This is a genomic window from Mycobacterium sp., from assembly GCF_035314665.1.
Taxonomy (GTDB): domain Bacteria; phylum Actinomycetota; class Actinomycetes; order Mycobacteriales; family Mycobacteriaceae; genus Mycobacterium.
In genome coordinates, this window is the sequence record NZ_DATFZD010000282.1 from 1 (window position 1) to 24320 (window position 24320).

25 protein-coding genes and 3 riboswitches are annotated in these 24320 nt (G+C 65.1%); of the genes, 22 read left to right on the top strand and 3 right to left on the bottom strand.

Going from position 1 to position 24320, the window contains the following annotated elements; translation table 11 throughout:
- Nucleotides 1-104 precede the first annotated feature (104 nt).
- A riboswitch (M-box (ykoK) riboswitch) is annotated at nt 105-275 on the top strand.
- Nucleotides 276-562: 287 nt separating this feature from the next.
- The 8 genes from VKI00_RS19930 to VKI00_RS19965 all read left to right on the top strand — a co-directional run bounded on the left by VKI00_RS19930 (nt 563) and on the right by VKI00_RS19965 (nt 6270).
- Nucleotides 563-862 carry a PE family protein gene (locus VKI00_RS19930; protein WP_324440443.1) on the top strand — a complete coding sequence of 100 codons (300 nt, stop codon included), beginning with the start codon at nt 563-565 and terminating at the stop codon, nt 860-862.
- A gap of 57 nt (nt 863-919) precedes the next feature.
- Nucleotides 920-2167 (top strand): PPE family protein, encoded by a 1248-nt coding sequence (locus tag VKI00_RS19935; protein WP_324440445.1) that lies wholly within the window; start codon nt 920-922, stop codon nt 2165-2167.
- Nucleotides 2168-2252: 85 nt separating this feature from the next.
- Nucleotides 2253-2549 (top strand): WXG100 family type VII secretion target, encoded by a 297-nt coding sequence (locus VKI00_RS19940; RefSeq protein WP_324440447.1) that lies wholly within the window; start codon nt 2253-2255, stop codon nt 2547-2549.
- A gap of 40 nt (nt 2550-2589) precedes the next feature.
- A complete protein-coding gene (locus VKI00_RS19945; protein ID WP_219070429.1) occupies nt 2590-2874 on the top strand; it encodes a WXG100 family type VII secretion target in 285 nt (94 codons plus the stop codon).
- 81 nt (nt 2875-2955) lie between these two features.
- Nucleotides 2956-3687, top strand: coding sequence for an MgtC/SapB family protein (locus VKI00_RS19950; protein WP_324440452.1), 732 nt, complete (start codon nt 2956-2958; stop codon nt 3685-3687).
- A gap of 50 nt (nt 3688-3737) precedes the next feature.
- A complete protein-coding gene (locus VKI00_RS19955; protein ID WP_324440454.1) occupies nt 3738-4709 on the top strand; it encodes a sterol desaturase family protein in 972 nt (323 codons plus the stop codon).
- Nucleotides 4710-4848: 139 nt separating this feature from the next.
- Nucleotides 4849-5433, top strand: a complete 585-nt coding sequence (locus VKI00_RS19960) for a LysM peptidoglycan-binding domain-containing protein (RefSeq protein ID WP_324440456.1) — start codon at nt 4849-4851, stop codon at nt 5431-5433.
- A 153-nt stretch (nt 5434-5586) separates the two neighbouring features.
- Nucleotides 5587-6270, top strand: a complete 684-nt coding sequence (locus VKI00_RS19965; RefSeq protein WP_324440458.1) for a hypothetical protein — start codon at nt 5587-5589, stop codon at nt 6268-6270.
- Between the two features lie 4 nt (nt 6271-6274).
- On the opposite strand, the gene VKI00_RS19970 is transcribed toward VKI00_RS19965, so the two are convergent.
- A complete protein-coding gene (locus VKI00_RS19970; RefSeq protein ID WP_324440461.1) occupies nt 6275-6721 on the bottom strand; it encodes a nitroreductase/quinone reductase family protein in 447 nt (148 codons plus the stop codon).
- 113 nt (nt 6722-6834) lie between these two features.
- On the opposite strand from VKI00_RS19970, the gene VKI00_RS19975 reads away from it, so the two are divergent.
- The 3 genes from VKI00_RS19975 to VKI00_RS19985 all read left to right on the top strand — a co-directional run bounded on the left by VKI00_RS19975 (nt 6835) and on the right by VKI00_RS19985 (nt 9674).
- Nucleotides 6835-7557: a TetR/AcrR family transcriptional regulator gene (locus VKI00_RS19975; protein WP_324440463.1), complete on the top strand. Its 723-nt coding sequence runs from the start codon at nt 6835-6837 to the stop codon at nt 7555-7557.
- Nucleotides 7558-7648: 91 nt separating this feature from the next.
- Nucleotides 7649-8152, top strand: coding sequence for a VOC family protein (locus tag VKI00_RS19980; protein ID WP_324440465.1), 504 nt, complete (start codon nt 7649-7651; stop codon nt 8150-8152).
- Nucleotides 8153-8201: 49 nt separating this feature from the next.
- Entirely contained in the window at nt 8202-9674 is a 1473-nt protein-coding gene (locus tag VKI00_RS19985) for an FAD-binding protein (protein ID WP_324440467.1), read from the top strand.
- A gap of 12 nt (nt 9675-9686) precedes the next feature.
- On the opposite strand, the gene VKI00_RS19990 is transcribed toward VKI00_RS19985, so the two are convergent.
- Together VKI00_RS19990 and VKI00_RS19995 are read right to left on the bottom strand one after the other, a co-directional pair.
- Nucleotides 9687-11600: an ABC transporter ATP-binding protein/permease gene (locus tag VKI00_RS19990; RefSeq protein ID WP_324440469.1), complete on the bottom strand. Its 1914-nt coding sequence runs from the start codon at nt 11598-11600 to the stop codon at nt 9687-9689.
- A gap of 189 nt (nt 11601-11789) precedes the next feature.
- Entirely contained in the window at nt 11790-13709 is a 1920-nt protein-coding gene (locus tag VKI00_RS19995) for an ABC transporter ATP-binding protein/permease (protein WP_324440471.1), read from the bottom strand.
- Between the two features lie 95 nt (nt 13710-13804).
- On the opposite strand from VKI00_RS19995, the gene VKI00_RS20000 reads away from it, so the two are divergent.
- From VKI00_RS20000 to VKI00_RS20050, 11 genes are all read left to right on the top strand, one after another.
- Entirely contained in the window at nt 13805-15448 is a 1644-nt protein-coding gene (locus VKI00_RS20000; protein ID WP_324440473.1) for an acetolactate synthase, read from the top strand.
- Between the two features lie 23 nt (nt 15449-15471).
- Complete coding sequence (gene secA2, locus VKI00_RS20005; protein WP_324440475.1) at nt 15472-17796, top strand: accessory Sec system translocase SecA2; 2325 nt, start codon at nt 15472-15474, stop codon at nt 17794-17796.
- A gap of 34 nt (nt 17797-17830) precedes the next feature.
- A complete protein-coding gene (locus VKI00_RS20010; protein ID WP_324440477.1) occupies nt 17831-18463 on the top strand; it encodes a CDP-alcohol phosphatidyltransferase family protein in 633 nt (210 codons plus the stop codon).
- Nucleotides 18456-19373, top strand: coding sequence for a DUF881 domain-containing protein (locus tag VKI00_RS20015; protein WP_324440479.1), 918 nt, complete (start codon nt 18456-18458; stop codon nt 19371-19373). The genes VKI00_RS20010 and VKI00_RS20015 overlap by 8 nt, the downstream gene beginning before the upstream one ends.
- Nucleotides 19374-19437: 64 nt before the next feature.
- Nucleotides 19438-19770, top strand: coding sequence for a small basic family protein (locus VKI00_RS20020; protein WP_324440481.1), 333 nt, complete (start codon nt 19438-19440; stop codon nt 19768-19770).
- A 16-nt stretch (nt 19771-19786) separates the two neighbouring features.
- Nucleotides 19787-20668: a DUF881 domain-containing protein gene (locus VKI00_RS20025; RefSeq protein ID WP_324440483.1), complete on the top strand. Its 882-nt coding sequence runs from the start codon at nt 19787-19789 to the stop codon at nt 20666-20668.
- 34 nt (nt 20669-20702) lie between these two features.
- Nucleotides 20703-21098 carry a glycine cleavage system protein GcvH gene (gene gcvH / locus VKI00_RS20030; RefSeq protein ID WP_324440485.1) on the top strand — a complete coding sequence of 132 codons (396 nt, stop codon included), beginning with the start codon at nt 20703-20705 and terminating at the stop codon, nt 21096-21098.
- Nucleotides 21099-21308: 210 nt separating this feature from the next.
- Nucleotides 21309-21782 (top strand): glycogen accumulation regulator GarA, encoded by a 474-nt coding sequence (gene garA, locus VKI00_RS20035; protein ID WP_324440487.1) that lies wholly within the window; start codon nt 21309-21311, stop codon nt 21780-21782.
- Entirely contained in the window at nt 21782-22525 is a 744-nt protein-coding gene (locus VKI00_RS20040) for a MerR family transcriptional regulator (protein ID WP_324440489.1), read from the top strand. The genes garA and VKI00_RS20040 overlap by 1 nt, the downstream gene beginning before the upstream one ends.
- A gap of 107 nt (nt 22526-22632) precedes the next feature.
- Nucleotides 22633-23127 carry a bifunctional nuclease family protein gene (locus VKI00_RS20045; protein ID WP_324440491.1) on the top strand — a complete coding sequence of 165 codons (495 nt, stop codon included), beginning with the start codon at nt 22633-22635 and terminating at the stop codon, nt 23125-23127.
- A 297-nt stretch (nt 23128-23424) separates the two neighbouring features.
- Nucleotides 23425-24048: a MerR family transcriptional regulator gene (locus VKI00_RS20050; protein ID WP_414687244.1), complete on the top strand. Its 624-nt coding sequence runs from the start codon at nt 23425-23427 to the stop codon at nt 24046-24048.
- Nucleotides 24049-24097: 49 nt separating this feature from the next.
- A riboswitch (glycine riboswitch) is annotated at nt 24098-24195 on the top strand.
- A riboswitch (glycine riboswitch) is annotated at nt 24196-24318 on the top strand.
- Nucleotides 24319-24320: the final 2 nt, after the last annotated feature.

Sequence of the window (24320 nt, forward strand, 5' to 3'; positions counted from 1 at the left end):
GCCGGCGGTGAACTTCCCGCAAGCGCCTTTTCGGGCGCAATATCGACAATCGTTTCCGCGGGCCAGCTTGACTAGCCTCGCTCGCGGTGGAACCATTGCGAAAGCAAGCACCTCGCTAGGTGAGGCGTCTGCATGGATACAGGCCACTGACCTCGAACGTCGAAAGACGCCCAGGGTCAGGACAGCTCCTCCCGGGTTAAGGGTTGAGCCCAAGTGGCTTCCGGCTCAGCCGGATACGCCGTGTGGTGCCAAAGCTCTGTCGAGAGGGGTGCAGCGGCTGGTTTATGTGCCGGGTCCGCAACATCCCGTGTGCAACATATAGGCGCCCCTGTGCGCCCTGGCCGCGAGGAGGTGAGGCGAAATGAGTCCAAGTGACAGTCCGTATCCGAGACCGCTGACCATTTCGTTCGGATCCGGCCCCGGCACCATCTCCATTATCTGAATCGGCTTGCGCCGCTTCATTTAACACGCACGCGCCGTTTTTCCATGCGCGCGTGATCTTTTCGTGCTCCGACGCGACTAGTGCCGCGGCTTCACCGTGCCTTGCCAAAGGAGAATTCCGATGACTTTCGTGACCACACAGCCAGAAATGCTGACGTCAGCAGCCGGCCAGTTGCAGGGCGTCGGCTCAGCGATCACCGCCGGGAATGCGGCCGCCGCAGCCCCGACAACCGGAGTGGTCCCCGCCGCTGCTGACGAAGTATCTGCCTTGACGGCAACACAATTCGGCGCTCATGCAGCGATGTATCGGGCGGTGAGTGCCCAGGCCGCGGCCGTTCATGAGATGTTCGTCCACATCTTGGGCGTCAGCGCCGGTTCGTACGCGGCCACCGAGGCCGCTAACGCAATCGCAGCCATCTAGTTGGAGGCCACTTAATTAACGCCACTTAGTTGAGGCCAGTCTGTAAAGGGGTGCAGCATGCTGGATTTCGGAGCACTGCCACCAGAGATCAACTCCACTCGCATGTACACCGGCCCGGGCTCAGGGTCGATGATTACCGCCGCGGCGAGCTGGGAAGGTTTGGCAGCTGACCTGCGTTCGCAGGCGGCCGCCTACAGCTCGGTTATCGCGGGCCTGACGAGCGACGGATGGCGTGGTCCCGCGTCGACCTCGATGGCAACCGCCGCCGCGCCTTATGCGGCGTGGATGAACACGACCGCTGCACAGGCTGAGCAGACCGCGGACCAAGCCAAGGCCGCCGTGTCCGCGTATGAGGCTGCGTTTTCGGCCACGGTGCCGCCGCCGGTGGTCGCAGCCAACCGCACTCAGCTGGCATCGCTGGTCGCGACCAATTTCCTGGGGCAAAACACCTCGGCGATCGCGGCCACCGAGGCGGAGTACGGCGAAATGTGGGCCCAAGACGCCGCGGCGATGTACGGCTATGCGGGTTCGTCGGCGGCGGCCACCCAGCTCACGCCGTTCACCGGCCCGACGCAGAACACCAACGCGGGTGGGCTCGCCGGCCAGTCCGCCGCAGTAGCCCAGGCCACGGCCACCCAGGCAGGCACCAGCGGCCAGTCGCTGTCGCAGCTGGTCACCACCGTGCCAAACACGCTGCAGGGATTGGCTTCCCCCGCATCGTCGGCGTCGTCTTCGGTGACGTCATCGACCTCGGGGCTCAGTGGCATCTGGAATCTGCTGACTGGGGGATCATCCGGGAATCCCGCGCTGGACAACTTCTGGAGCGAGTGGGGACCCGACGCAAGCATCTGGAACACCATATTTTCTTCGGGGTTCTACACGCCGGGCAACACCTTGGGTGCCTTCATGAGCTTGGTCGGCGGCCAAGCAGCTGGCGCGGCCGGAGCGGCTGCGAACGACGGGCTCGGTGCCGCCTCCGGTGGGCTGGCCGGCTCGCTCGGAGGTCTGGGGAACCTCGGCGGGCTTGGGGGTCTCGGCAGCGGAGTGTCGGCCGGTTTGGGCAAGGCAGCCTCGCTCGGTCCATTGTCGGTACCGTCGAGTTGGACGGCGGTCGCTCCAACGGCGAGCCCTCTCGCTTCGGCATTGGGCGGGACTCCGCTGGCCAGCCCCCCGCCGGTCGCCGCGGGTGTGCCCGGCGTCCCACTGGCCGGTGTGACCGGGCGCGGAGCCGTCGGCGCCGTCAGTATGGACACCCGGTACTTGGAACGGCCCCCGATGGTGCCGCACTGGGCGGGGGTTGGGTGACGGAAAGAGAGGATCCGCAGGTCATTTCAGCCCGGACACTCGGATTGACCAGCACGATAACCATTTCGACTGAGGAGAGATTGATATGCCTACGCGTTTTATGACCGACCCGCACGAGATGCGGTCGATGGCGGGACGTTTCGATGTGCACGCTCAGACCGTGGAGGACGAGGCCCGCAAGATGTGGGCATCGAGCCAAAACATCGCCGGTGCGGGCTGGAGTGGGACGGCCCAGATGACGTCGTATGACACCATGGGCCAGATGAACCAGGCCTTCCGCAACATCGTCAACATGCTCCACGGTGTGCGCGACGGCTTGGTCCGCGACGCCAACAATTACGAAACCCAAGAGCAGGCCTCCCAGCAGATCCTGTCCAGCTAACCCCTACCCCCACAACATCTTTAGGTTTTAGGAGAACACTATGTCGATCAGCTACCAGTTCGGCGACGTGGATGCCCACGGCGCGCTGATCCGCGCCCAGGCCGCCTCCCTGGAAGCCGAGCACCAGTCCATCGTGCGCGATGTGCTGGCCGCCGGTGACTTCTGGGGCGGCTCGGGTTCGGTGGCCTGCCAGGAGTTCATCACCCAGTTGGGCCGCAACTTCCAGGTCATCTACGAACAAGCCAACCAACACGGCCAAAAGGTCCAGACCGCCGGCAACAACATGTCGTCCACCGACAGCGCCGTCGGCTCCAGCTGGGCCTAAAAGTCACCCAATGCAGCTCAATCCCGCCGGACTCGTCCAAACTGGTACTCAGCCCTGCGCAGAAGATAAGGAGAACTCGTCATGCAGACGCTGAGCATCGCTGAATTCCTGCTGCGCCTGGGCGTCGGGGTCGGCTGCGGTGCCCTGATCGGGATTGAGCGGCAGTGGCAGGCGCGGCGGGCCGGACTGCGCACCAATGCCCTCGTGGCTACGGGTGCGACGTTGTTCGTGCTCTATGCGGTCGTAACCAACGACTCCAGCCCCACCAGGGTGGCGTCGTACGTGGTGTCCGGGGTCGGCTTCCTCGGCGGTGGGGTGATCCTGCGCGAAGGGTTCAACGTGCACGGACTTAACACCGCCGCCACCCTGTGGTGCTCGGCCGCGGTCGGTGTGCTGGCGGCCGGCGGCCATTTGCTGTTCGCCCTGATCGCCACCGGCACCATTGTCGGAATTCACCTGCTGGGGCGACCATTGGGCCGCCTGATCGACCGCGGCGGCAACGTGGTGGAAGAGGACGACGATGACCAGCCGTACCAACTACAAGTGATCTGTCGACCCAAGCAGGAAAAATACGCGCGCGCCCAAATTGTCCAGCACACCAGCGGGGGCGACTTCGTGCTACGCGGCATCCACACCGGGCGCGCGGGGGAGGACAGTGTCGCGTTGACCGCGTATCTAATCAGCGATCGCCACGCGCCGACCCGACTGGAGGAGCTGGTGGCAGATCTGTCGCTGAAGGATGGCGTTCAGGCCGTGCATTGGTATGCCGGCGACCAGGACGAGCCAATGCCCCGCGCCCCGCACGCAGGCTAGCCCCCGGTCGGTCTCCAAGCACGGGTCATTGCCGTCGTAGGGTATGAGATGTGAACGCGATCGCGGATTTCTTATCCGTGCTGCCCGACCAGATGCGGGACCCGGTGCTATTCGCGATTCCGTTTTTCCTCGTCCTGTTGATCCTGGAGTGGACAGCCGCCCGCAAACTGGAACATCTCGAGCGGGAAGCCAACGCGAAAGCCGGCCCCGACGTTCAACATTCCGCCCGCCCGGGGTCGGGCGCTTACCTGACCGCCGATTCCTGGGCGAGCATCTGGATGGGGCTGGTCTCGGTGGCCACCACCGCGGGCTGGAAGTTCATCGCCCTGCTCGGCTATGCCGCGATCTACGCGTATCTGGCCCCATGGCATTTGTCCGCGACGCGTTGGTACACCTGGGTGATCGCGATCGTCGGCGTCGATCTGCTGTATTACTGCTATCACCGCATCGCGCATCGGGTTCGGCTGATCTGGGCGACCCACCAGGCCCACCACTCCAGCCAGTACTTCAATTTCGCCACCGCGTTGCGCCAGAAATGGAACAACAGCGGTGAGATTCTGATGTGGATCCCGTTGCCGCTGTTGGGAATTCCGCCCTGGATGGTTTTCGTCAGTTTCTCGATCAATCTGATCTACCAGTTCTGGGTGCACACCGAGCGGATCGACAGAATGTGGGCGCCGTTCGAGTTCGTCTTCAACACGCCGTCACATCACCGGGTGCACCACGGCATGGATCCGGAGTATCTCGACAAGAACTACGGCGGAATTTTCATCCTCTGGGACCGGCTCTTCGGCACCTTCCGGCAAGAGACATTCCGTCCGCACTACGGATTGACCAAACAGGTTGCCACGTTCAATATCTGGAGGCTGCAGACCCACGAATATTTGGCTATCGCGCGCGATTTCCGCTCAGCGGGACGCCTGCGCGACCGGTTGGGCTACGTCTTCGGTCCCCCGGGGTGGGAGCCTGCTGCGGCCGCCCGATCTGCGGTAGCCATCAGCGGTCGCCACGTCGGCGGTTAGAAGTCGTTCATCAAGCGTTTTTATTGCGGCGAGCCGAAAGCACCCATGGCAGAGCCAAGATCAGTAAGCTCCGCCTGGTCGTACAGTTGTATGCGACGCCCGGCATCGGCCCGAGGCGCGATGATGAGGAGGGAATGCAGTGGGAGACACGCTCACCGAAGGACAAAAACTTGTCAAGGGTGACTCGCTTACCTCAAGCAACGGGGCCTACACCCTGACGTTGCAAGACGACGGGAACCTGGTGCTGGCATCGCGCGGCCACGCGATCTGGGCGTCCGGGACCGGCGGCCAGGACGTGGTCCGCGCCGAGGTACAGAAGGACGGCAATTTCGTCGTCTACGCGGCCGACAAGCCGGTGTGGCACACCGACACCAAGGGCAAGAAGAATGTCCGCCTCGTCCTGCAGGACGACCGCAATCTAGTGCTCTACTCCGGCGACGGAACGGCGTGGTCAACGAAGACGGAAACCGACGCTCCGCCGCCACCGGAGCCGGAAGCCGAAGCCGCCCCGGCAGCCGAGGAAGCACACGCCGAGGAGGCCGGCGCATACGAGCCCGAGCCGGAACCGGCCGCGCGCACCTACACCGTCGAGTCCGGCGACACGTTGTGGGCCATCGCCGAGCGGTTCTACGGCGACGGCAGCAAGTACCAGATCATCGCCGATGCCAGCGGCATCGCCAACCCTGATCTGATCCACCCCGGAGAGGTTCTGACAATTCCCTGATCGCGATCGGGAGCGCGTCGGCCCAGGGCCGAATCCGGACCGGGCCGGCGCGCTCCCAACTGATCGGCTCTCCCGCGTTACCGAAGCGGCCTTCGGTCGGTAACGTGAAAGCCGGCCGGCGCCGCGCCGGCTCCTGAACGATCGGAGTCGACGGTGGGGCGTTCGGCATTCCGCGCATTCGCCGCGTTGGTTACCGCGGGGTTAGTGGCCGCCTGTTTTCCGGTGGCGGCCACCGCTGACCCAGTACTCGTCTTCCCTGGCATGGAAATCCACCAGGGCGGGCATCTGTGCACCTTGGGGTATGTCGATCCGGGACTGCGGGTGGCATTCGCCGCGGGGCATTGCCATGGCGATGGACCGGTCACCGACAAGGACAACCACGTCATCGGCAATCTGGCGACGTTCCGGGCCAACACCCCTAACGGCGCGATCGTAGGTACCGAGCAGGCGATCAACGACTACGAGTCGATCGTGCTGGCCGACGGCGTCACGGCGAACAACATCTTGCCCGGTGGACGTGTGCTGCAATCGGATCCCGGGCTTGTCGTAACGCAGGGTGAACCCGTCTGTCATTTCGGAGTCGTCACCGGCGAAACCTGCGGAACGGTCGAGGCGGTCAACAACGGCTGGTTCACGATGGGCAATGGCGCCGTCAGCCAGAAAGGCGATTCCGGCGGACCGGTGTACATCATCAACCCCGTCGGGCAGGCCGTGATCGTCGGGATACTCAACAGCGTCTGGGGCAATTCCCCGGCGGCGGTGTCGTGGCAGGCCACCTCGCAGCAGATCCGCGACGATGTGGGGGTGTCCAACCGCCCCGGCGGTCCGGCCACGTAGCAAATCAGCCGGAGCTTGCCAGCGCGAAAACGGGGATAGACGGCGCCGCAGCCCGTAACTCGTCGTCGCCGGAGTCGGGAGTCAGCCCCGCGATATGCCCTTTGACCTCCCAATACCACCTGTCCAGGTATCGCCGCAGCAGGTCCGCCTTCGCCGGATCGGCAATCTCGGTGGTGTGGATTGGGCGGCGATGCCAACGCGGCCCCACCTCGACGACGCCGGCTGCTCGAACATTGCGAACCCACTGGGTGGTGCCGCGCGGAGATACCAGATAGTCGACACCGTCCACGGTCAGCACGTTGACCACCACGCCGCGCAATTTGCCCGTTTTGCGGCCGCGCACCCGCAGCGACCTGCTGCCGGCGATGCTGATGCCCAGCTCAGCCAGCCAGCGGATCAGCGCATTGGCGGTCCGGGCCGCTCGATTGGGTTCGTCGTATCGCACTGACATCACACATCTCCTTGAGCCCTTGAATTGAGAGCGGCGCTCTCGTTAGGTATGACCGTGCCACACGCAGGGCAGAAATTCAAGAGCACCGATCTCTTTTGTGTCAGAATGGGCCGATGGGCAAGCGGCGCGACTCGCGCGAGCGCATCGAGGCGCAAATCGTCGAGCTCGGCCGGCGGCACTTGGTCGAACACGGCGCGGCCGGGCTGTCGCTGCGTGCCATCGCCCGCGACCTCGGCATGGTGTCGTCCGCCGTGTATCGGTATGTCTCCAGCCGCGACGAACTGCTGACGTTGTTGCTCATCGACGCCTATTCCGACCTTGCCGACGCAGTGGATCGCGCCCGCGAAGCGGTGCCCGACGTCTGGAGCGACGACGTCATCGCGATCGCGCACGCCGCCCGCAATTGGGCCACCGCCCACCCGGCCAGCTGGGCGCTGTTGTACGGCAGCCCGGTGCCCGGTTACCACGCACCGGCCGAGCGGACGGTCGGGCCGGGAACGCGGGTGGTCAGCGCGTTGTTCGACGCCGTCGCCGCCGGCATCGAGACCGGCGACATCATGTTGACCAATTCCCCTGCACCACAACCGATATCGTCGGACTTCGAACGGCTGCGCCAGGAGTTCGGTTTCCCTGGTGACGATCCGGTCATCGCGAAGTGTTTCGCGGTCTGGGCCGGCGTGGTGGGAGCGATCAGCCTGGAGGTGTTCGGGCAATATGGCACTGACATCCTGACCGACCCCGAAGCGGTGTTCGATACCCAGGTTCGGCTGTTGGTCGGTGTGCTGACCCAGCCCGACGTGGCTCCGATGCTATACCGGGCGTCGTCGCCGAATTAGAACGTGTTCGCCCGTTGGTTGCGGTGGGTGAAATGCCACGTGGTGGCAACGCCTTTTTGCCCCGGGGAGAGCTGGGCTATCCTGCGAGGCGATGAGCCTCTCCGTCGGATCACCGGTACAGATCGCCTGGGTGACGCACGACTTGGACGCCGCCGAAACGGCCCTCACCGGCCTGTTAGGCGTCAGAAAATGGGTGAGGTTGCCCGATGTGCACTTTGCGCCGGACACTTGCAGCTACCTCGGCAGACCGGCTGACTTCGTCGCCAGCATTTCGCTGAGCTATCTCGGCGACATGCAGCTGGAGCTGATTGCCCCGGTCCGCGGGCCTAATATCTATAGTGACTTTCTGCGCGACAGCGGGCCCGGTCTGCACCACATCTGCGTCGAGGCGGACAGCCTCGAGCAGTTCGCGCAAATCCTGGCCGCTGCCGGCGAGCATGGGGCGTCGGTGGTGCAGCAGGGCGTGATGCCCGGCGGCTTGAGCTTCGCCTATCTGTCTGCCCCGCAGGCCGGGGTGCCGTTCGTGGAAGTCGCGCATTTCTCTGCCGAGATGCGGCAGTTTTTCGACTACATCAAGCAGGAGCAGCGCCAGTGAGTCGCGCCGGCGACGATGCAGAGCGTAGCGATGAGGAGGAGCGGCGCCAATGAGTACTGAAATACCAGCAACTTTCAACGCTGACGACGTGTCGTCGTGGTCGGACGACGTCGACGTCGTGGTAATCGGCTTCGGTATCGGAGGCGGCTGTGCAGCCGTGAGTGCGGCCGCCGCCGGCGCACGGGTCCTGGTGCTGGAGCGGGCCGCTGCCGCCGGTGGCACCACCGCGCTCGCCGGAGGCCATTTTTACCTCGGCGGTGGCACCGCGGTCCAGCAGGCCACCGGGCATCCCGACTCACCCGACGAGATGTACAAGTATCTGGTCGCGGTGTCGCGCCAACCCGACCATGCGAAGATCCGCGCTTACTGCGACGGCAGCGTCGAGCACTTCAACTGGTTGGAGGACTTGGGCTTTCAGTTCGAACGTAGCTACTTCCCGGGAAAGGCGGTGATCCAGCCCAACACCGAGGGGCTGATGTACACCGGCAACGAGAAGGTCTGGCCGTTCCTCGAGCAGGCGGTGCCGGCCCCGCGCGGGCACAAGGTGCCGGTGCCGGGCGACACCGGCGGCGCCAGCATGGTCGTCGAGCTGCTGCTCAAGCGCGCGACCAGCCTGGGCGTGCAAATCCGCTACGAGACCGGCGCCACTGCGTTGATCACCGACGGGTCCGGGGCCGTCAGCGGCGTGATGTGGAAGCAGTTCTCCGACACCGGCGCGGTGCGAGCGAAGTCGGTGATCATCGCCGCCGGCGGGTTCGTGATGAATCCGGATATGGTCGCCGCCTACACCCCGAAGCTGGCCGAAAAGCCGTTCGTATTGGGGAACAGCTACGACGACGGGCTGGGCATCCGGATGGGCGTCTCGGCCGGCGGCGCGACCCAGCACATGGACCAGATCTTTATCACGGCACCGGCGTATCCGCCGTCGATTCTGCTGACCGGGATCATCGTCAACAAGCTCGGTCAGCGGTTCGTCGCCGAAGACTCCTACCATTCGCGCACTTCGGGTTTCGTGATGGACCAGCCCGACAGCGCCGCGTTTTTGATCGTCGACGAGGCGCACCTGAAGCCGCCGCAGGTACCACTGATCCCGCTGATCGACGGATGGGAGACGGTTGCCGAGATGGAGGCCGCGCTGGGTATCCCGACGGGCAATCTTGTTGCGACGCTAGACCGTTACAACACCAACGCCGCCCGCGGCGAGGATCCCGATTTCCATAAGCAACCGGATTACCTTGCGCCGCAAGATAAAGGACCGTGGGGGGCCTACGACCTGACCTTGGGTAAGGCGATGTATGCCGGGTTCACCGTCGGTGGGCTGGCCACCTCGGTCGAGGGCCAGGTGCTGCGCGAGGACGGCACGACCATCGCCGGCCTGTATGCGGTGGGTGCGTGCGCATCCAACATCGCTCAGGATGGCAAGGGATACGCCAGCGGCACGCAGCTCGGTGAGGGATCGTTCTTCGGCCGCCGCGCCGGAGCGCACGCGGCCGCTGCGGCCGGGGGCGCGCAGGCGCGCTAAGGCCCAGCCGGATTAGACTCCGGCAGGCTCCTTCTCGATGCGGCCGAGCTCCCATCGACCATTCCCCAACAGTTGGAGGCGTTGCTGGTGATACTGTTCGACGGTGCTGCGGTGACTGACGCTGACCAGGATGGTCTCCGGTAACTCGTTGCGCAGCAACTGATACATCGTCAACTCCAGCCCTTCGTCCATCGCCGAGGTGGCCTCGTCGGCGAAGACCGCTTTGGGTTTGGTCAACAGCACGCGGGCGAAGGCCACCCGCTGCTGCTCTCCGGGCGAGAGCACTTTGACCCAATCCCGTTCCTCGTCGAGCAGATCAACCAGATGCGGCAGCATGACTTTGACCAACATCTCACGGAGAGTGCTGTCGGGGATGTCACCTTCGGCCGACGGATAGCACACCACTGCTCGCAGATCGCCAAGCGGCACATAGGGCAACTGCGACAGGAACATGGTCTCGTTCGGCCCGTCGGGGCACCGCAACGTCCCCGATCCGTACGGCCACAACTGGGCAAGGCTGCGCAGCAGCGTCGTTTTGCCGCTGCCCGACGGACCGGTGATCACCATCGCGTCACCTTCGGACAGCTGCAGGTCGAGTGAGTCGATGAGCTGGTCGCCGTCCGGGGTGCGGACCTCGACGCCCTCGATCGCAACAGCGCCGTCGGCGCTCGGCATGACCAACAACTCGGGCAGCTCGCGGGCCTTCTCGTCGGCGACCACCAGGCCGTGCAGCCGGATGATCGCCGCGCGATAGCTGGCGAATTGGTCATAGGAGTTTCGGAAGAAGGACAGCCCGTCGAAGATACTGCTGAACGCTCTTTCGGTCTGCGTGACGGCACCGAACTTGATTTGACCGGCGAACAGCCGTGGCGCCTGCAGCACCCAGGGCAATGGGACAATTACCTGAGTCATCGAGATGTTGAACCCGAACCAGCCCACGGTCCGGTTCACGTATCGCAGATAGTTGTCGATGATCGGGCGGAACCGCCTGCTCAGCTGCACACGCTCGGCACGCTCGCCCCGATAGAAGCCCACTGCCTCGGCGGCATCACGCACCCGCACCAGTGCATAGCGGAAGGCAGCGTTGGTGAGCTCGTTGCGGAAGCTGAGTCCGATCAGCGGCCGTCCGAGCCAGAAGCCGACGATCGTCGCCACCAACACATAGACGAGCAGGATCCAGAACATTGCCTTGGGGATGCCGACTCCGAACAGCGTCAGAGTGCCCGACAGATTCCACAGAATGGCCGTAAACGAAACCACCGACAGCACCGATTGCACAGCACCGAATATCAGCACACTGCCGGTGCCGTTGGACGGCAGGTTGGGCGTGGATCCCACCCCGGCGGTCAAGACGTCGATGTCCTGCTGGATACGCTGGTCAGGGTTGTCGATGGTGCTGTCGATGAATCGGCCGCGATAGTAAGCCCGGCCTTCGAGCCAGTCGCCGGTCAGTCGGTCGGTGAGCCATACTCGCCAGGACACGATGAAGCGCTGGGTCAGGTAGATATCCAGCATGTAGCGGGCGATGAACAGCGCCGCCATGATGCTGAAGATCACGATAGACATCCAAAAGCCATGTACGCCAGACTGTTTCACGGCTTGATTGCCGGTGGCCAGGCCCTGCACGGCGGTCTGGACGGCCGAGCTCAGGTCGTTGGCTTGGAAGCTGAACAGCACAGTGAGGCGCACCGTGATGACGACGGACAACAGCAACACCCCGAGCATCAGCCAGACCCTGACGCTGTGCGCACCGGTGAAGTAGCCGCCGGTGATCCGCCAGAACTGGCGGCCCCACGGGGTGAGCAATCTCAGCAACGCGAGCACGCCGACCAGGCACACGGCGCTGATCACCCACGTCAGGGCTATCCAGGACAGGGAATCGGCCAGCGCGTGACTCCAGTTGATGGACGGTTCGAACAACTCCACGATGGGCCTACCTCCTTGGTCGCACTGACGTCGCTCGAACGCCCGCCTGACGTAAGACGCCGCAGTGATGCTTGTCTGCGCGCCGACAACCCACCGAAATCGAGGGCAGCGCGCAAAAGTTAGAGTGACCGTCCGGCTAGCGCAGATCTCGGCGCCGCTTAGATGGTCACCCCAGCAACCTGTGCAAGATTAAACCCTCGCCGGCTCCCGCTCGATCCGGCGCAGTTCCCATCTACCTTCGCCGAGCAGCTCGAGCAAATGATCATGGTGCTGTTCGACGGCGGGCCGATGACTGACGCTGACCACGACACACCCCGGCAATTCGGTGCGCAGCAGCTGGTAGAGCGCGAATTCCAACCCCTCGTCGAGCGCCGAAGTGGCCTCGTCAAGGAAGACCGCCTGCGGCTTGGTGAGCAGCACACGCGCGAAGGCGACCCGCTGTTGCTCGCCGGGCGACAACACCTTGGCCCAGTCACGCTCTTCATCGAGCCGGTCGCACAGCGGGGCCAACGCCACCTTGGTCAACGTGGCGCGCAGGGTGTCCTCCGGGACGTCGTCCGGCGATTTCGGATAACACACCACGCCACGCAGAGTTCCCAGCGGCACATACGGCAACTGCGACAAGAACATCGTCGCGTTATCGCCGGTCGGGCAGCAGAGAATTCCCGAGGCGTAGGGCCACAATTCGGCCAGGCTGCGCAACAACGTGGTCTTGCCGGACCCGGATCGGCCGGTAACCACCAGCGTGTCACCAGTTTCCAACTGCAGGTCCAACGAGTCGACCAGTTGGTCTCCGGCCGGCGTGCGCACCTCGATGTGGGCGAATTCGACGGCGCTGTCTTCACTGGGCTTGACCAGAACTGCCGGCAGCGCGCGGCCCCGAGCGTTGGCGTCGACCAGTCCATGCAGACGAATGATTGCCGCTCGGTAGGCGGCGAACGCGTGGTAGTGATTACGAAAGAACGACAGCGATTCATTGATGTTGCCAAAAGCTTGGGCCGTCTGGCTGACTCCGCCCAAGTGGATCTTGCCAGCGAACAATCGCGGAGCCTGGATCACCCAGGGCAGCGGCACGATCAGCTGGGTCATCGACCAGTTCCATCCGTTGAGCACGATGGTCCGGCGAACGAACCGGCGATAGTTGTCGATGATCGGCGTGAAGCGGTGCCATAGTTGTGCCCGTTCGATTCGCTCACCGCGGTAGAAGCCCACCGCCTCCGCGGCGTCGCGCAGCCGCACCAGCGCGTAACGAAAGGCGGCGTTGAGCTTTTCGTTCATGAAGCTGAGCCCGATCAGCGGACGGCCCAGCCAGAACGCGACCACCGTCGCCACAAAGACGTAGGCCAGCACGATCCAGAACATCGCACGCGGCAACTCGAAGCCGAGGATGTTGAGTCCACCGGACAGCTTCCACAGAATAGCGGTGAAGGAAATCACCGAGGCGATGGCGTGGACGGCCCCGAACAGCAGGGTGTTCTGCGTGCCGTGTTGTGGAACGTTCGGCGTGCCGTCGACGCCGGCGGTGAAGACGTCGACGTCTTGTTGGATCCGCTGGTCCGGGTTGTCGATGGTGTGGTCGATGAACAAGTCCCGGTAGTAGGCCTTATCGGCCAGCCAGTCATCGGTGAGGTGGCCGGTCAACCACACGCGCCAGGCGATGATGAATCGCTGCGTCAGGTAAATGTCCAGCAATATACGGGCGATGAAAATGGCGGCTAGCAACGCAAATATGGCCATTGACATCCAAAAGCCGTGGACCCCAGAGGATTTGACCTCGTCGCGATGTGACGCGATGCCCTCGAATGCCGTCTGCAGCGAGGTGAACAGGTCGTTGGTCTGATAGCTGAACAGCACGTTGAGCCGCACCGAGAAGAGGACCGACAGCAACAACAACCCGAGCATCACCCACACCCGGGCGGACTGTGCTCCGGCGAAGTAGGCGCCGGTGACGCGCCAGTACTGCCGGCCCCACGGCGTGAAAAACCTGAGCAGCGTCAGCACGATCAGCAGGGAGACCGCGCTGATCGCCCAAGCTTCGCCGAGCCAGCGCAAAGAATCCGTGGGTGCGGCCGCCCAGTCGATGGACGGCATAAATGGCTTGGGACCCAAGGTCGACGTCTCCTTGCTACCGAGCCATCCCGGAAGAGGCTCGTGGTGGACACTTCCCGGCGAAGTTACCCGAGGCCGGCGGATAGGCTGCCGTCATGAGCTCCAACGGCGCAGCTACTGAAGCCTTCCACGCCGGCCGGCTGGTCGCCCGGCGGCTTAAGGCGAGCGGGATCGACACCGTTTTCACGTTGTCCGGCGGGCACTTGTTCTCCATCTACGACGGGTGCCGCAGCGAGGGCATCCGGCTGATCGACACCCGTCATGAGCAGACCGCCGCGTTCGCCGCCGAAGGCTGGTCGAAGGTCACCCGCCAGCCGGGCGTCGCCGCGCTGACCGCCGGTCCGGGGGTGACCAACGGGATGAGCGCGATGGCCGCCGCGCAGCAGAACTCCTCGCCGTTGCTGGTTCTCGGCGGCCGGGCACCCGCGGCGCGCTGGGGCATGGGATCGCTGCAGGAGATCGACCACGTTCCGTTCGTGGCGCCGCTGACCCGATTCGCGGCCACCGCGCCGTCGGCCGAGGCCGTCAACGGGCTCGTCGACGAAGCGCTGCGGGCCACCGTCGGCGCGCCGTCGGGCGTCGCGTTCATCGACTTCCCCATGGACCACGTCTTTTCCGTCGCCGACGACGACGGACGCCCCGGCGCGCTGACCGACCTGGCGGCACTGCCACCGGCCGACGGCGACGCACTCGACCGGGCGGCCACTCTGTTGGCCGCCGCGCAACGTCCGGTGATCATGGCGGGCACCAACGTGTGGTGGGGTCACGCGGAGGCGGCGCTGCTGAGCTTGGCCGAGCAGCGTCGGATCCCGGTGCTGATGAACGGCATGGCCCGCGGCGCCGTGCCCGCCGACCACCCGCTCGCGTTCTCGCGGGCGCGCTCAAAAGCGTTGGGACAGGCTGATGTTGCCCTCGTCGTGGGAGTGCCGATGGACTTCCGGCTGGGCTTCGGCGGGGTGTTCGGCCCAGAAACTCAGCTGATCGTGGTCGATCGCGCCCAACCCGACCGTGACCATCCACGGCCGATCGCCGCCGGTCTCTACGGTGACCTGTCGGCGACGCTGACCGCGCTCGGCGAACCGACGGCGGCCGGTCACGACGACTGGGTCACTGATTTGCGGACGGCCGAGACCGCGGCCCGAGACCGCGAACATGTCGAACTGGCCGACGACCGCAGCCCGCTGCATCCGATGCGGGTCTACGCCGAACTGGCCCCGCTGCTGGACCGCGACGCGATCATCGTCGTCGACGCCGGCGATTTCGGCTCTTACGCGGGCCGGGTGATCGACAGCTACGTGCCAGGCGCATGGCTGGACAGCGGCCCGTTCGGTTGCCTCGGATCGGGTCCGGGCTACGCGCTGGCCGCCAAACTGGCCCGGCCCGACCGGCAGGTGGTCTTGCTGCAAGGCGACGGCGCGTTCGGATTCAGCGGCATGGAGTGGGACACGCTGGTCCGCCACAACGTGCCGGTGGTGTCGGTGATCGGCAACAACGGAATCTGGGCCCTGGAAAAACACCCCATGGAAGCGTTGTACGGCTATTCAGTGGTGGCCGAATTGCGGCCCGAGACCCGCTATGACGAGGTGGTGCGCGCGCTGGGTGGGCACGGCGAACTGGTGTCGACGCCCGCCGAGCTTCGGCCGGCGTTGAAACGCGCCCTCGGCAGCGGCCAACCCGCCGTCGTCAACGTGCTCACCGACCCCACGGTGGCCTATCCACGCCGGTCCAATCTGGCGTGACGCAGCTGACGTACCGTTGAGCTGTGCCAAAGACCACCAACGCCTCGTCGGGCCGCCTGAGTAGCCGATTCTGGCGACTGCTCGGCGCCAGCACCGAGATCAATCAAAGCCGCTCACTGGCCCAGGTGACCGCTTCGTCGGAGTATGACGAGAAAGCCGCGGGCCTCGACGACGAGCAATTGCGCAAAGCCGCCGGCCTCCTCGACCTCGACGACCTCGCCGAATCCGACGACATCCCGCAGTTCCTGGCCATCGCGCGGGAAGCGGCCGAACGCGCCACCGAGCTAAGGCCATTCGATGTGCAGCTCCTCGCCGCGCTACGCATGCTGGCCGGCGACGTGATCGAAATGGCAACCGGCGAGGGTAAAACCCTGGCCGGAGCCATCGCCGCCGCCGGGTACGCGTTGGGCGGCCGGCACGTTCACGTCGTCACCATCAACGACTACCTGGCCCGCCGTGACGCCGAGTGGATGGGCCCGCTGCTGGAGGCGCTGGGCCTGACGGTCGGCTGGGTCACCGCCGAGTCGACGGCTGACGAACGTCGTGAGGCCTACAAGTGCAATGTCACCTACGGCTCGGTCAACGAAATCGGCTTCGACGTGCTGCGTGATCAGCTGGTCACCGACGTCGCCGACCTGGTGTCGCCCAATCCGGACGTGGCCCTGATCGACGAGGCCGACTCGGTGCTGGTCGACGAGGCGTTGGTACCGCTGGTGCTGGCCGGAACCACCCATCGCGAGACGCCGCGGTTGGAGATCATCCGGCTGGTCGGCGCGCTGCAAGCCGGCGTGCATTACGACACCGACTCCGATAGCCGCAACGTCCACCTGACCGAGGCCGGGGCGGCCAGAGTCGAAAAGCAGCTCGGCGGAATCGATTTGTACTCCGAGGAGCATGTCGGCACCACGCTCACCGAGGTCAACGTCGCGCTGCACGCGCATGTCCTGCTGCACCGCGACGTCCACTACATCGTGCGCGACGACGCGGTTCACCTGATCAACGCCTCCCGCGGCCGCATCGCCCAGCTGCAACGCTGGCCGGACGGTCTTCAGGCGGCGGTCGAGGCCAAGGAAGGCATCGAGACCACCGAAACCGGTGAGGTGCTGGACACCATCACGGTGCAGGCACTGATCAACCGGTATCCGACGGTCTGCGGCATGACCGGCACCGCGCTGGCCGCCGGCGAACAGCTCCGCCAGTTCTACAAACTCGGCGTTTCGCCGATACCGCCGAACACCCCGAACATCCGCGAGGACGAGACCGACCGGGTCTACATCACCGCGGCGGCGAAGAGCGACGCGATCATCGCCCACATCATCGAGGTACACGAAACCGGACAGCCGGTGCTGGTCGGCACCCACGACGTGGCCGAATCCGAAGAGCTGCACGAACGGCTGCAGCGTCGCGGTGTGCCGGCGGTGGTGCTCAACGCCAAGAACGACGCCGAAGAGGCCGCGGTGATCGCCGAGGCCGGCAAGCTCGGTGCGGTCACCGTGTCGACGCAGATGGCCGGCCGCGGCACCGACATCCGGCTCGGCGGCTCCGACGAGGCCGACCACGAGAAGGTCGTCGAACTGGGTGGGCTGCACGTCATCGGCACCGGGCGGCACAACACCGAGCGGCTGGACAACCAGCTGCGCGGCCGCGCCGGCCGCCAGGGCGATCCGGGGTCATCGGTGTTCTTCTCCAGCTGGGAAGACGATGTGGCCGCGGCGAACCTGGAATCCAACAAGCTGCCGATGCAGACCGACGAGGACGGCCGCATCGTCAGCTCCAAGGTCGCCGGGCTGCTGGAGCACGCCCAGCGGGTCGCCGAGGGCCGGTTGCTCGACGTGCACGCCAACACCTGGCGTTACAACCAGTTGATCGCTCAGCAACGGGCGATCATCGTCGAGCGGCGCAACACGCTGCTGAGTACCGCCGCCGCCCGCGAGGAGCTCGCCGAGCTGGCGCCCGAGCGTTATGAGGAGCTCGCCGAGGATCTGTCGGAAGAGCGCCTGGAAACGATCTGCCGGCTGATCATGCTGTATCACCTCGACCGCGGCTGGGCCGACCATCTGGCCTACCTGGCCGACATCCGGGAAAGCATCCATCTGCGCGCCCTCGGTCGGCAGAACCCGCTGGACGAGTTCCACCGGATGGCCGTGGACGCGTTCGCGTCCCTGGCGGCTGATGCGATCGAAGCGTCCCAGCAGACGTTCGAAACCTCTCCGGCGATCGAGGAGGAGCCGGGTGTGGATCTGTCCAAGCTGGCCCGCCCGACGTCGACGTGGACCTACATGGTGCACGACAACCCGTTGTCCGACGACTCGCTTTCCGCACTGAGCCTGCCCGGGATCTTCCGCTGAGGCTGCCCGGCACCGTCCGATAAGGTCACGCCTCATGAACCGTCAGGAGCCCGCACCCAACCGGCTGCTGACGGTGCCCAATGTGCTGAGCGGGATCCGTCTGGTACTGATCCCGGTCTTCATCTACCTGCTGCTGGTTACCCATGCCGATGCGTGGGCGGTGGCCATCTTGATGTTCAGCGGCGCATCGGACTGGGCCGACGGGAAGATCGCCCGTCTGCTGAACCAGTCATCGAGACTGGGCGAATTGCTTGATCCAGCGGTCGACCGGCTGTACATGGTGACGACCCTGATCGCCTTCGGGGTGCGCGGCCTCGTGCCCTGGTGGATCATCGCCATCTTGCTGGTCCGCGACGTGCTGCTGGCCGCGGAGCTGCCGCTGCTGCGCACCCGCGGGTTCACCGCGTTGCCCGTGCTGTACATCGGCAAGGCCGCGACTTTCGCTTTGATGTCGGCCTTTCCGCTTATTTTGCTTGGCCACTACGACGCCACCTGGAGCCGCGTCGTGCTGGCCTGCGGTTGGGCCTTTTTGATCTGGGGCATGTACTTCTACTTGTGGTCGTTCGTGTTGTACGCGGTGCAGGTGGCGTTGGTGATGCGTCGGCTGCCCCCCGTACGCGTTCGGAGCCGAAAGCCGCTGGCGAGTAAGGCAGAGGCCGATGGGTAACCAAGCGCTCGGCGGCTACTACCCGTACGCGGGCCTCAGCGCTCACGAAGCGGGGCGACCGCAGCTGATTCCGGTGCCGTCGTTGCTACGTGCTCTGCTTTCCGACCACCTGGATCCCGGTTATGCCGCTGCGGCCGCCAAGCGGGACCACACCGGCGCGCCGCAGACCCGCCGGGCCCGTGTTGCGAACTGGGTCTGGCAAGCGTTGGCCGCATTGCTGGTGGCGACGGTGTTCGCCGCCGCCGTTGCCCAGGCTCGGCTGGTCGCGCCGGGGGTAAGCGCCGCCCAACGGGTGCTGGCAGGCAGCGTGCGTGCGGAGGAGACGACGACAACCGACTTGACCGCGCACCGGAATGCGCTTACGGCGCAACGTGATGACGTACAGCGGCGGGCGTTGGCCGAGGACGCCGAAGGTCGGCGGCTGCTCGCCAACCTCGACAGGCTCAGCCTGGCCGCCGGGAGCACCCCGGTCACCGGCCCGGGTCTGAGCGTGACGGTGACCGATCCCGGCCTGGGCCCGAATCTTTCCGACGTGTCCAAGCAGCGGGTGGCCGGCAGTCGGCAGATCATTCTCGACCGGGATCTGCAACTGGTGGTCAATTCGTTGTGGGCCAGCGGCGCCGAAGCGATCGCCGTCGGCGGGGTCCGGATCGGACCGAACGTGACGATCCGCCAGGCAGGCGGCGCGATTCTGGTCGACAATAACCCGATCAGCAGCCCATACACGGTGCTCGCGGTCGGGCCGCCGCATTCCATGCAGGATGTTTTCGACACCAGCCCCGGCCTGCGCCGGCTACGGCTTTTGGAGGCGTCCTACGGCGTCGGTGTCGACGTCAGCGCTCGCGACGGGCTCATGCTGCCCGCTGGCGCGGTCCGAGATGTCAAGTTCGCCAAAAAGATTGGGCCGTAGTGTTGAAATTCCTTGTGGCAAGACGTGCGACGTCGAAATCACCGGTGAGAGGAGCGGAGCACCGATGATCGGTATCGCGGCGCTGGTCGTCGGAATTGTGCTGGGCTTGGTGTTTCATCCCAGCGTGCCGGAAGTAATCCAGCCGTACTTGCCGATCGCCGTAGTCGCCGCGCTCGACGCGGTGTTCGGCGGGCTACGGGCCTACCTGGAGCGGATTTTCGACCCGAAAGTTTTTGTGGTGTCGTTCGTCTTCAACGTTTTGGTGGCCGCGCTGATCGTCTACGTCGGCGACCAGTTGGGCGTCGGCACACAATTGTCGACCGCGATCATCGTCGTGCTCGGCATCCGCATCTTCGGTAACGCCGCTGCCTTGCGGCGGCGGCTGTTCGGGGCTTAACGAGCGTGAGACCGAAATGAGCGACGCCAATCCCGAAGGGACACCGCAGGACAACGAGCCTGAGCCCAAGGCCGAGGAGACCCCGGCGCAGCAGCACGACGATGGCGCCGACGATGCTGCGCAGCGCGGCCGCCACGAATTACCGCCGCACCAGCCGCGTCCCGCGATCGGTGACCTGCGGCCACGCGGATTTCTCGGCATGCTGCGGCGCGGCCGCACGGCCTTCGGCACGCTGGCGGTGTTGCTGTGCCTGTTGCTCGGTGTCGCCATCGCGACCCAAGTCCGGCAGAACAATTCCGGTGACTCGCTGGATACCGCCCGTCCAGCGGATCTGCTGGTGCTGCTGGACTCGCTGCATCAACGTGAGGCGACGGTGAGCACCGAAGTGGCTGAGCTGCAGCGCACGTTGTCGGCGCTGCAGGCGTCGGGCAGCAGCGACCAGGCCGCCATCCAAAATGCCCAGGCTCGGCTCGCCGCGCTGTCGATCCTGATCGGCACCGTCGGGGCCACCGGCCCGGGCGTCACCGTGCGGATCGAGGACCCCGGACCAGGTGTGGCACCCGAGGCGATGCTCGACGTGATCAACGAGTTGAGGGCGGCCGGGGCCGAGGCCATCGAGATCGGCGACGATCATCAGGTGGTACGAGTAGGTGTCGACACCTGGATCGTCGGGACGCCCGGCGCGCTGACCGTCGACGGCAAAACGCTGATGCCACCGTATTCGGTTCTCGCCATTGGCGATCCACCGACGCTGGCGGCGGCGATGAACATTCCCGGCGGCGCGGTGGACAGCGTCAAACGGGTCGGTGGCGCCATGTCGGTCCAGCAGGGCGACAAAGTGGACATCACCGCCTTGCGACAACCAAAACCGCGCCAATACGCTCAGCCAGGAAAGTGATTACCCCTGATTGATCGAGTAGAACAGGAACACCGTGAGCGAAATTCCGCCCGATTTGCACTACACCGCCGAACACGAGTGGATTCGCCGTACCGGAGACAACACTGTTCGGGTGGGGATCACGGACTTCGCACAGTCGGCGCTTGGCGACGTCGTCTTTGTCCAGCTGCCCGATGTGGGTACCGAGGTCACCGCGGGCGAGTCCTTCGGCGAGGTGGAGTCGACCAAGTCGGTGTCGGATTTGTTCGCACCCGTTTCGGCGAAAGTCGTTGCCGTGAACAGCGATCTGGACGGCAACTCGCAGTTGGTCAACTCCGATCCTTACGGTGCCGGTTGGCTGATCGACCTCGAGGTCGACGCAGAGTCCTACGAGCAGGATTTCGCGGCGCTGCTCGACGCCGAGGCCTACCGCGCCACACTGGCCGAATGACCCTTGTTATCGTTGCCCGCGCGGCGACGATGCGCGCCGTGGAGGGTGACCGTCCGTTGCGGTGGGCAAATGCATCCGCCGATCCGGCGGGGGAGGGCACATCGGGGTCCCCTGCACGGTACGGTCGACACATCGACGGTCGAGGCGGGTGGGAAGCCGGTCGAGCGGGCCCAACCAGACAACGCAGCAGCGGCCAGTGAGGAGCAGCGGGTGACGGAGAAGGACAACGACCAGACCTCTGACGAAGTCACCGTGGAGACCACATCGGTCTTCCGCGCCGACTTCCTCAATGAACTGGACGCTCCCGCACAAGCGGGTACCGAGACCTCGGTTTCGGGCGTCGAGGGACTGCCGGTCGGTTCGGCGTTGCTGGTCGTCAAACGGGGACCCAACGCCGGGTCCCGCTTCCTACTCGACCAGCCGACCACCTCGGCCGGTCGCCATCCCGACAGCGACATCTTCCTCGACGACGTCACGGTCAGCCGGCGGCACGCGGAATTCCGGTTGGAATCCGACGAGTTTCAAGTCGTGGACGTCGGCAGCCTCAACGGCACCTACGTCAACCGGGAGCCGGTCGATTCGGCCGTCCTGGCAAACGGCGACGAAGTTCAGATCGGAAAATTCCGTCTGGTGTTCCTGACCGGCCCCAAGGGTGGCGACGACAACGGAGGGCCCGGAAGCTAGTGACCGCGCCCGAGACCCCCGGGCTGGCCGGGATGTCGATCGGAGCGGTCCTCGACCTGCTACGGCCAGACTTCCCGGACGTGACGATTTCCAAGATCCGTTTCTTGGAAGCCGAGGGTCTCGTCACGCCGCAGCGCGCGGCGTCGGGCTATCGTCGGTTCACCGCGTACGACTGTGCGCGACTGCGCTTCATCCTGACCGCCCAGCGCGACCAGTACCTGCCGCTGAAGGTGATCAAAGCGCAGCTAGACGCCCAGCCGGACGGTGAGTTGCCGCTCGCCGGATCGCCTTATGGTGTACCGCGATTGGTGTCGGTGCAGAACGGCGAACACGGTCAATCCGGCTCCGACCCGGCAGCGGTGGCGCCCACCCGCATCAGGCTGAGCCGTGAAGATCTGCTCGAGCGTTCAGGGGTGAACCCCGAGCTGTTGACGGCGCTGCTCAAGGCGGGGGTGATCACCACCGGCGTGGGGGGTTTCTTCGACGAGCACGCGGTGGTGATCTCGCAGTGCGCCCGGGCGCTCGCCGAGTACGGCGTCGAACCCCGTCACCTAAGGGCATTCCGCTCGGCGGCTGATCGGCAGTCCGATCTGATCGCCCAAATCGCCGGCCCGCTTGTCAAGGCCGGCAAGACCGGCGCCCGCGACCGCGCCGATGACCTGGCACGGGAAGTCGCCGCGCTGGCAATCACCTTGCACACGTCGTTGATCAAGTCGGCAGTGCGCGACGTTCTGCACCGTTGAAGGACTAGACTTCGGTCGACAGCTTGTGTTCGGCGGCTTGGTCTTCCACCGCGACGTCGGGCCAGGTCTGGTACGGACATGGCAGCACGTGCGGAGGGCAGACACAGATGGGTGAAGTTCGCGTCGTCGGCATTCGCGTCGAGCAGCCGCAGAACCAGCCGGTGCTGTTGCTGCGCGAGGCCAACGGTGACCGGTACCTGCCGATCTGGATCGGCCAATCCGAGGCTGCGGCGATCGCCCTGGAACAGCAAGGGGTCGAGCCGCCGCGCCCACTGACACATGACCTGATCCGGGATCTCATTGCCGCGCTTGGTCATTCGCTGAAAGAGGTGCGGATCGTCGACCTGCAGGAAGGCACGTTCTACGCCGACCTGGTCTTCGATCGCAACATCACCGTGTCGGCGCGGCCATCGGACTCGGTTGCCATCGCTTTGCGGGTCGGCGTGCCGATTTACGTCGAGGAGGCGGTTCTCGCGGAGGCGGGCCTGCTGATTCCCGACGAGAGCGACGACGAGCCCTCCACCGCCGTCCGAGAGGACGAGGTGGAGAAGTTCAAAGAATTTTTGGACAGCGTGTCGCCCGACGATTTCAAGGCCACCTGACGCCGGATAACGCGCGCCCGACGGGCGCCGTCGACGCACGTCAGCAACCTGATCGGGCTCATGTCAAGGGCCGTCGTGACGACCCCGGCAACATCACGGATCCGTCTCATCTGCGAGTTCGACCTCGACACGCCCTTTGGATAGCGTGGAGTCATTCGCTGCGACCGCCATAATTTGATCTCGACCTGGTTCTACGAACACCACAGCGTGTCGAAAAGCGTATGCTCACAAGCACTCGACTGAGCAATCGCGGCTACCGGCAGCCCGTAACGAGCGTGATCGGCGAGAGGAAGCATCGTGGGAGACCAACCACGTAACGACCAATTGGACCTCGAGTCCGTCACCGCGATCGATGACACTCCAGCAACGCGCCCCGAGCAGCCTGTGCAAGCCGGTTTGTTCCCCGACGACTCGGTGCCCGACGAACTGGTCGGCTATCGGGGCCCGAGTGCGTGCCAAATCGCCGGAATCACCTACCGCCAACTGGACTACTGGGCGCGCACGTCGCTGGTGGTGCCCTCGATTCGCAGCGCGGCGGGATCAGGCAGCCAGCGGCTGTATTCGTTCAAAGACATCCTGGTCCTCAAGATCGTCAAGCGGTTGCTCGACACCGGCATCTCGTTGCACAACATCCGTGTCGCAGTCGACCACCTGCGCCAGCGCGGTGTGCAGGACCTGGCCAACATCACGCTGTTCTCCGACGGCACCACGGTCTATGAGTGCACGTCAGCCGAAGAGGTCGTCGACCTGCTGCAGGGCGGGCAGGGCGTGTTCGGCATCGCCGTCTCCGGGGCGATGCGGGAGTTGACCGGCGCTATCGCGGACTTCCCGGGCGAACGTGCCGACGACGGCGAGTCGATCGCCGCGCCGGAAGACGAGCTGGCCTCGCGCCGCAAGCACCGCGACCGCAAGATCGGCTGACCCGGCGGTCGCCTCAGCCGGCGACGAACAGGTAAAATCGACACCGCATCGCACTTGCGCGGGAGAGTTCCGTGACTGCCAGCCACGGACGCCGAAGGAGCAACACCTCTCCGTCAACCTCTCAGGCACCCGGACCGCGCCGGACCCCGATGCCTCTGGAAAGCGGTGGCCCGTGAATTCGGGACACCCGCCCATGGGGAAAGACATCGCGTCGCCGCGGATGTCGAATCTCTCAGGCGCCCGGTTCGGGTGGACGACAGAGGGGGAGGAAC